The organism is Streptomyces sp. NPDC002386, assembly GCF_053593175.1.
This window is the reverse complement of the sequence record NZ_JBSFBX010000035.1, coordinates 1-6,238: the sequence shown is the minus strand read 5'-3', so window position 1 is coordinate 6,238 and position 6,238 is coordinate 1. Positions and strand designations below refer to the sequence as shown.

2 protein-coding genes are annotated in these 6,238 nt (G+C 71.4%); both read left to right on the top strand.

The window, feature by feature from the left end:
• The first annotated feature begins 23 nt into the window (after positions 1–23).
• Positions 24–4,862: a condensation domain-containing protein gene (locus ACWCPN_RS34740; RefSeq protein WP_451214565.1), complete on the top strand. Its 4,839-nt coding sequence runs from the start codon at positions 24–26 to the stop codon at positions 4,860–4,862.
• A gap of 62 nt (positions 4,863–4,924) precedes the next feature.
• Positions 4,925–6,238 (top strand): condensation domain-containing protein (locus ACWCPN_RS34735; RefSeq protein WP_451214563.1); only part of this gene is annotated, 1,314 nt, incomplete at its 3' end.

Below are 6,238 nucleotides of genomic sequence, written 5' to 3'. Positions count from 1 at the left end.
CGCATCCGGCGGTCGCGCAGGCCGTGGTCGTCGCTCGTTCCGACGACACCGACACCCCCGGCGTCACCGACACCACCAAACGACTCGTCGCATACATCGTGCCCAAGCGGTCGGACGCCACCGAGAAGGTCGCCACCAGCGGAGACACCATCGACGGCGTTCTCGAGTTCCACGGCGACATGGTCGTGGTGGACGGTGTCGTCACCGATCACGTCGTGGCCGAGGTACGGAGCCACGCGGCGGAACGGCTCCCGGAGTACATGGTGCCGTCGGCGTTCGTGGTGTTGGACGGGTTGCCGTTGACGGTGAACGGCAAGGTCGACAAAGCCGCTCTTCCGGCGCCGGTGTTCTCCGGTGGTGCTTATCGTGCGCCTGCTTCTGCGGAGGAGGAGTTGCTGGCGGGTGTGTTCGCCGAGGTCCTCGGCGTGGACCGGGTCGGGGTTGATGATGACTTCTTCGCCCTGGGCGGGGACAGCATCCGCTCGATCCAGGTGGTGACCCAGGCCCGTCATGTGGGTCTGAGTGTCAAGGCGCGGGATGTCTTCGAGGCCCGTACCGTCGCCGGACTCGCTCTGCTGGCCGGCGCCAGTGGTGGTGCCGGGGACCGTGCCGTGCTGGAGGAACTGCCTGGGGGCGGGGTCGGTGAGGTGGGGCTGCTGCCGATCGGTCACTGGATGCTCGACCGGCAGGGCTCGCACGGCCGTTACGCGCAGTGGATGGTGCTGGACCTGCCCACCGGCATCGACCACGACGGTCTTGTCGCGACGTTGTCGGCGGTCGTGGACCGGCACGACATGTGGCGCTCCCGCCTGATCCCCGGCCACGGACACGGCAGCGGGGAGGAGTCGAAGCTGGTCCTCGACGAGCCCGGCTCCATCGACATATCGACTCTGCTGCATCGCGTCGAATGCGACGGCGGCAGTGACGAGAACGCCTGGGGCGGACTGATCTCCTCTGAGCTGGACCGCGCCCTGGACCGTCTGGACCCCGCTGCCGGGACCATGCTGCAGTTCGTCTGGTTCACCCCGACCAGCACCAGCACCAGCGTCGGAACCGGCCTCGGCACCGGCGCTGACAAGGGCCGCCTTCTCGTCGTCGCCCACCACCTCGTCGTCGACGGCGTCTCCTGGCGCATCCTCGTCCCGGACTTCGTGCAGGCCTGGGCGGCCGTGCGAGAAGGTCGGGTGCCTGTGCTGCCCGAGGTCGGTACTTCGGTACGCCGCTGGAGCACGGCCCTGGCCGAGGAGTCCCACCGACCGGAACGCGTCGCCGAACTCGGCCACTGGCGTGACGTCCTCGCCCAGCCGGATCCGGTGCTCGGGACCAGGCCCCTGAACCCGTCGCTGGACACCACGGCGACGGCCGAGCGGGTGCGGGTGCGGTTGTCCGCCGAGGTGACCGAGACGCTGCTGACGCGGCTGCCGGAGGTGTTCCGCTGCGGTCCCGACGACGCCCTGCTGACCGGCGTGGCGCTGGCCGTCGCGGCGTGGCGGCGGACCCGGGGCGGTTCGGAGCAGTCGGTGCTCGTGAACATGGAGGGCCACGGCCGCGAGGAGGACGTGATCCCGGGCGCGGACCTGTCGCGGACCGTCGGCTGGTTCACCACGCTCTACCCGGTGCGGGCCGACGTCGCCGGGATCGATCTCGACGACGCCTTCGCCGGCGGCCTCGCCGCAGGACGTGCAGTGAAGGCGGTCAAGGAGCAGCTGCGCGCGGTCCCCGACAAGGGCATCGGCTACGGCCTGCTGCGCCACCTCAACCCCGACACCGCCCCCATCCTTTCCCAACTGCCCACCGGACAGATCGGCTTCAACTACCTCGGCCGGTTCTCCGGCGACACCGGCGCTCCGGCCGAGATCGGGGGCCAGGGATGGGCACCGGTCTCCTTGTTCGACGACGTGTCCGCGGAGTTCGACGCCGACATGCCCATCACGCACACCCTCGACATCAACGCCGTTGTCACCGACTCCGCTCAAGGGCCGACCCTCAGCGCGCTGTTCACGTTCGCCTCCGGAGCGCTGGCGCGGGAGGACGCCCAGCGGCTCGCCGATCTGTGGGTGGAGGCCCTGACCGGACTCGCCCGGCATGCCACCACCGACGCCGCCGGCGGGCTCACACCGTCCGACCTGGCGCTGGTCTCGCTGAGCCAGGCGGAGATCGAGACCATGGAAGTGCGGCACCGGGACCGTCGTCCGGTGGACGTCTGGCCGTTGACGCCCATGCAGTCCGGTCTGCTGTTCCACGCCATGCTGGCCGGGCAGGAGTACGACCCCTACCAGATGCAGTTCACGCTGCACCTGGACGGTCCGGTGGAGGCGGACCGTATGCGGGCCGCGGGGCAGGCGCTGCTGGACCGGTACCCGAACCTGCGCGTGGCCTTCGACTTCGCGGCGGACGGGGCGGCGGTGCAGGTCGTGCCGGACCGGGTCGAGCTGCCCTGGGCGGAGATCGACCTGCGGGACCTGCCCGAGGGCGAACGCGGCCGCAGACTGGAGGAGTTGCTGGCCGCCGACTCCCGTGCGCACTTCGATCCGGCGACGGCGCCGCTGTTCCGGCTCACGCTGATCCGGATGGCCGAGCGCGGTTTCGAGCTGATCGTGACCAGCCACCACCTGATGTTCGACGGCTGGTCGCTGCCGCTGGTCCTGCGGGATCTCATCGGGCTCTACGAGGATCGCGGGGACGCCTCGGCGCTGCCCCGGCCCCGGAACTACCGGGACTTCCTGGTCTGGCGGTCGCGGCAGGACCGTGCCGTGTCCGCCCGCGCCTGGGCCGAGGAGCTCGCGGGCGTGACCGAGCCGACCCTGCTGGCACCGCAGGCGCGGGCCGCCGACACCGCCGGCGGCATCGGCCGTGCCGAGGTCGCGCTGTCCCCCGAGGGAGCGCGGGAGCTGGTGCGCCGCGCCGCCGACATGGGGGTGACGATCAACACCGTCGTCCAGGGCGCCTGGGCGATCCTGCTCGGTCAGCTGACCGCCCGCAACGACGTGCTGTTCGGCATGACGGTCTCCGGCCGGCCGCCGCAACTGGCCGGCGTCGACGAGATGCTCGGCCTGTTCATCAACACACTGCCGGTCCGCGCCCACTACCACCCCGGTGACTCGCTCACCAAGGTCATGACGGACCTGCAGGGTCGGCAGACCGGGCTGCTCGACCATCACCACCACAGCCTGGCCGAGATCCAGGAGGGCACCGGACTGCGCACCCTGTTCGACAGCGTCGTGGTCTTCGAGTCCTACCCGTGGGACGGCGCGGGTGCCCAGGCGCTGTCCGACTCCGGTGTGACGATCAGCCGGTTCCGGTACTCGACGGGCACGCACTACGCCATGACGCTGATGGCGGCGCCCGAGCCGCTGCGGATGTCGCTCCAGTACCAGCGCGGTGTGTTCGAACCGGGGGCCGTGGAGCGCATGGCGGAGCGGTACCTGCGGGTGCTGGAACAGATCGTCGCCGACCCGGACGTCCCGGTCGCCACCGTGGAGGTGCTCACCGCCGCGGAGCGCGAGCTGCTGGAGCAGAAGCGGCCGGCGAGGTCAGCGGCGGCGCGCGGAACGGTCGGGCACGACCCGTCCCTGCTGCCCGGTCTGTTCGAGGCCGCGGTGGCCGGGTCGCCCGAGGCGGTGGCCGTGCTCGACGACAGCCGGTCGCTGACCTATGCCGAGCTCGACGCACACGCCAACGCACTGGCCATGGAGCTGATCGAACTCGGCGCCCGCCCCGATCGCCCGGTGGCCGTGGCCGTCTCCGCGCGACGGTCGGTGGAGTCGGTGGTGGCGCTGCTCGCGGTGGCCAAGGCCGGGGGCGCGTATTTGCCGCTGGAGACCGACGCGAGCCACGCCACCGCTCTGGCCGCCTGCGCCGACGCGGCGAACGGTGCCGGCCCGGTGGCCGTTCTCGCCGAGCGCGAAGCCGCGACCGCCCTGCCGGAACTGCCGGTCCCGTACCTCTACCTGGACGGGCCCCGGGCGGGAGTGGAGCGCGCGCCCAAGCACGCGGAACGGCGCCGGCCACTGCGGCCGCAGCACCTGGCCCTCGTCACCGGTACGCCGGAGCCGAACCGCGCGTCGCTCGGCCGTACGGGGATCACCTATCACAACGTCACCGCTCTCGTGGCACGGCTGGCCGCCCAGCTCGGCATGGGGCCGGGCGTGCGGCTCCTGCCCCGCACGTCCGCGAGCGTCGACATAGCGACGGTGGAGGTGTTCACCGCGCTGTCCACGGGCGCCACCCTCGACCTCACCGATGACCCGCTGGGCACCCGCCCGGGCGGCCCCTGGACGAGGACCGTCCTCAGCGCGCGGCCCTCACGCTTCACCGCGGTCCCCGGCGGCGCGACGGAGGACGTCGACACCGTCCTGTTCTCCGGTGAGCCGCTGCCGGCCGAGCTGGTCGCCAAGGTGAGGGCCGAGCTGCCGGGAACACGGGTGCTCCACTGGTACGGGCACCCGGAGACCGGAACCGTCACCACCCTCACGGTCCCGCACACCGAGGAGTGGACCGGCACCGGATTCCCCCCGCTGGGCCTGCCGCTGCCGGATGTGCAGGCGCTGGTGCTGGGCCCCGGGTTCGCTCCGGTCCCGCCCCGGGTCACGGGCGAGCTGTACCTCGCCGGACCGGGCCTCGGCCGCGGTTACCTGGGCGCTCCCGGCCGGACGGCGGCCCGCTTCGTGGCCAACCCGTTCGATCCGGCCGGCGGCCGGATGTACCGCACCGGCGACCTGGTCCGCCGCATGCGGACCGGTGAACTGGTCCACGTCGGCCGTATCGACGACCGCCCGACGGTCCCTGCCGCCGAACCGAACGGCGCCGGGGCACCGGCGTCCGCACCGCCGGTGCCCGCGCCGGTGACCGAACAGCCGTAGCCAGGCAACGACAGGGCCCGAGGCGACCGCGCCGGGCCCATCGATCCTCGAGAGGTAATGTCATGATCCCGTTGTCGTTCGCGCAGAGCCGGCTGTGGTTCCTGTACCGGTTCGAGGGTCCGTCGGTGACCTACAACCAGCCCGTCGTGCTTCGTCTGCGGGCCGATGTCGACGCCGGTGTGATGGCCCTCGCCGTGCGTGACGTGGTGCTGCGGCACGAGAGTCTGCGCACGGTGATCGGCGAGGACGAGCGGGGCGTGGCGTTCCAGCGGATCCTGTCGCCGCAGGACGTGTCGATCGAGGTCCCGACGCGGGCGGTCACCGAGGAACAGGTCGCGGACGCGATCGCGGAGGCGGTGGCCCACCGTTTCACGCTGGAGTCCGAGATCCCGATCCGGGTGAGCCTGCTGGCGGTCGGACCGCAGGAGTACGTCCTGGTCATCCTGATGCACCACATCGCCGGTGACGCCGCCTCCATGGCTCCGCTGGCTCGCGACCTGACGACGGCGTACGTGTTCCGGGCCCAGGGCCAGGAACCCGAGTGGGAGCCGCTGCCCGTCCAGTACGCCGACTACACGCTGTGGCAGCAGGAACTGCTCGGCGAGCTGGACAACCCGGAGAGCATCGCCGCCGCCCAGGTCGCCTACTGGCGCCGGGAACTGGCCGGCTCCCCGCAGCCCCTGACCCTGCCCACCGACCGGCAGCGCCCCGTGCACCGAAGCCACCGCGGCGAGACCGTCGAGTTCGCCGTCACGCCCGAACTGGCATCCGGCATCGAGGCACTGGCCCGCAAGCACAACGCGACCGTGCCCATGGTGCTGCAGGCCGCGTACGCCCTGCTGCTCTCCAAGCTGGGCGCCGGCGATGACGTCGTGATGGGCTCCCCGATCGCGGGCCGCACGGACGAGGACCTCAACGACCTGATCGGCTTCTTCGTCAACAACTGGGTGCTGCGGGTCGATCTGTCGGGGGACCGGTCGTTCGAGCAGGTCGTGGACCAGGTGCGGGACAAGGCGCTCGCCGCCTACGACAACCAGGACGTGCCGTTCGAGCGGCTGGTGGAACTGCTGAACCCGGAGCGGTCCACGTCCTACCACCCGCTGTTCCAGGTCGCGTTCGTCTGGCAGAGCACCATCGCGACCCCGGACACGGTGGTCGAGATGCCCGGCCTGGAATGGTCGGTCGTACCCACGGAGAACCAGGTCGCCAAGTTCGACCTCAGCCTGATCATGGCCGAGGTCGGCGGGGAGTTCCGCGGCTACCTGGAGTACGCCCTCGATGTCTTCGATCGTGGTGTGGCGGAGTTGTTGGTGGGGCGGTTTGTGCGGGTGTTGGAGCAGGTGGTGGCTGTGCCGGGGGTGTTGGTGCGGGGTGTG